Origin of the sequence: Tabrizicola sp. (assembly GCF_031377265.1) — a bacterium.
Taxonomy (GTDB): domain Bacteria; phylum Pseudomonadota; class Alphaproteobacteria; order Rhodobacterales; family Rhodobacteraceae; genus JAUYQR01.
This window is the reverse complement of the sequence record NZ_JANMET010000150.1, coordinates 1-2,650: the sequence shown is the minus strand read 5'-3', so window position 1 is coordinate 2,650 and position 2,650 is coordinate 1. Positions and strand designations below refer to the sequence as shown.

General features: G+C 57.8%; 3 protein-coding genes and 1 pseudogene. All 4 read right to left on the bottom strand.

Going from position 1 to position 2,650, the window contains the following annotated elements; genetic code table 11:
• Nucleotides 1-535 (bottom strand): annotated as a pseudogene (locus RMO18_RS08635) (heavy metal translocating P-type ATPase); the annotation flags it as partial.
• Between the two features lie 131 nt (nt 536-666).
• A complete protein-coding gene (locus tag RMO18_RS08630) occupies nt 667-948 on the bottom strand; it encodes a hypothetical protein (protein ID WP_309665263.1) in 282 nt (93 codons plus the stop codon).
• Nucleotides 949-990: 42 nt separating this feature from the next.
• Nucleotides 991-1,485 (bottom strand): cupin domain-containing protein, encoded by a 495-nt coding sequence (locus RMO18_RS08625; RefSeq protein WP_309665262.1) that lies wholly within the window; start codon nt 1,483-1,485, stop codon nt 991-993.
• Nucleotides 1,486-1,531: 46 nt separating this feature from the next.
• A complete protein-coding gene (locus RMO18_RS08620) occupies nt 1,532-2,275 on the bottom strand; it encodes a sensor histidine kinase (RefSeq protein ID WP_309665260.1) in 744 nt (247 codons plus the stop codon).
• Nucleotides 2,276-2,650: the final 375 nt, after the last annotated feature.

Below are 2,650 nucleotides of genomic sequence, written 5' to 3'. Positions count from 1 at the left end.
CGCGCATCGGCCGCAGGCGCAACGACTCGCCGGTCAATGCCGACAGGTCCAGGATCGCGCGGTCGCTTTCCACCGTGCCGTCGACGGGTGCCACTTCGCCTTGGTGGATCAGCAGCAGATCGCCCCGTGCGATGGCATCCAGCCGCACCTCTTCCAGCGCGACGCCCTGGTGGCGTGTCGCCGTCCGGGGCACGCGGGACAGCAGGTCGCTCATCTCGCGCCGGGCGCGGCCTTCGGCAAAACTTTCAAGGAACGTGCCGCCCGAATACATCAGCGCGACGACCGCCGCCGCCAGCGTTTCGCCGAACAACAGGGCCGACGACATCGACAAAGCCGCCACGATGTCGAGCCCGACTTCGCCCTTCCAAAGGCTGCGAAGGATATCGACGACAAGGGCGGCAAGGACGGGCAGCACACCGGCTGTCCAGGCCAGGGTCGAGAGGTCCGGTTGCCCGGCAAGCAACAGGGCTAGCCCGGACACCAGGCCAAGCAGGGCGACCGCCAGCAGTGCGATGTTTAGGCGATCAAACGTCATAGGGTCGACTCAGTGCGAGTCCCGGGGATTCAGCCGGTCCGGCATTCAAGTCCAGCCGTGCCCGCCTCATCGAAAAAGTCCGGCAGACCCTCATCGAGAACCAGATTACGCTCGCCAACAAATGCTGATTATCAGTCATCATCGTACTCGTTACCCCTTTCACCACCTTCGCCGCCCTCGGCAAGAGCGTCGCGATGACACGCCTTGGAATTCTCGATGTTACGAATGCCTTCTTCCGGGTGCTTGCGGGTCAGATCGGCTCCTGAAGCTCGTGACAGTTGACGCAGGTGAACTGGCTGAAGTCGTTTGGCGTCGTCTGGCACGTGGTGCAGGCGATGTCGGTTGGCGCGCCGCCGCATGACCGTCTGGATCGTGTAGCCGGCATTTTCCAAGAGATGATCCAATTTCTCCAAGCGCTCGGTTCCGACATGCTCCCGTTCTCGCAGACAATTGGATCACCCGTGCTTGTCGGGTACATGCTTTGGCTGCACTGACCAGGCCGCCGGCTCGTCGTCCTTGTCGGCGGTGGCGGCTGCCGCCGTCGCCTGTACCTTGCCGGGCGCGTGATGGGCTGGTGCGTAGATCGCATAGACCTGCATCGGCGTTGCACCGATATTTGTTATGTTGTGCCACATCCCTGCCGGAACGAGGATGCACCAGCCGTCTGAGACTTCCTTTTGAAAAGCCAGGTTGTCCTTCGCGGCGCCCATTTGTACTCGGCCGGTGCCAGCCTCGAGGCGCAGGAACTGATCGGTCTCGGGATGCGCTTCAAGGCCAATGTCGCCGCCAACCGGGATCGACATCAGCGTCACTTGCAGGTAGCGCCCGCTCCAGGCGACTGAACGGTAATTTGTATTTTGCGTCGTCGCGCGTTCAATGTTGAACGATTGCGGCTGTGGCCCAGTATCTTCGATTCTGTCAGCAGTACTACTCATGTCTAAACTACTCAAATTTGGGGCGATGCGCTGTTTCGTATTGCGCTTGGCGATTTGTTGCTCATTGAGATGACATTATTGCGGCTCGTATTGGGAGGTCTCCGGGCGGCATAATTGCCGGAACCGAGAGCTGGAAATGCAGCCCGTGTGGTTTCGTCGATTCGAATTTGGTGCGCGCGCCCAAACTGTGGCTCAGCGCGCGGAGCAAACGAAATCCCAGTCCGCCGCTGGTCATGGGGTCGAAGCCCGCGGGCAATCCAGGCCCGTTGTCACTCACTTCGACCAGCAGGGCTCCATCGACAGACTTCAAGCAGTGGACGGCGATCATAGGTTCCACTGCGTGACCGTATTTGATCGAATTAGTGACAACCTCGGTGACAATCTGGCCGATGGCCAACATCTGCTCGGGCTGCAAGAAGCATCCTGGCTCGAAATCTTCCGAGACGGTGACCGTGCCGTAAAGTCCCGTTTTAAAGGGCGTGATGCATTCATGGAGGTAAGCGCCGACGTCGATGGCGGCGCTTGTTTCAGTGACGGCGAGAGTGCGATTTACTCGCGCGATTGTATTAATCTGAACGCCGATGCTTTCGAGCAACAGTAGAATCTGGCTCCGGTTCGGCTCATGCTCCTGGCGAGAGAGATCAGCAATTTGCAGTCGAACGAAGCTGTTCAGCAACGTAAAATGGTTGGCGATGCGGTGATACACCTCTTGCAACAAGAAGCAACTATCACAAGGCTTCAGATGCGGCGGGCCGTGAACGACCTTCGCACTCGCTTCGTTGTCCAAATCCGTCAGTGTTCCCACACACCGAACTCCTCACATCAGAATGCCATATTCAAAGAGATACAGCTATCAGATCAGATCATCGCGTCATTGACTTGAATCAACGTTCTCCATTGAAGGAACCTGCTCCGAATCAGTTTCGTTGATCTGCCTCGAAATTTGAAGACTGAGATGATGAGCAAGTCCGAAGTTGGAGGTGTTTTGCGATCAAACCTCAAAGGGCAAAGTAGGTTGGGCATGATTGTGCAAATCCGATGTTGGCGATCTTGAAGATCGTTTATCACAGAGTACGCCCGCTCAGGCGTTGGGTCATTTCCTAGAAGGCTGAAGTGAGAGCCAGATGCTGCTCGTGCCCTCCGGCTGCACCTCGTGTCTCAGATCAAATGCGGCCAGTGA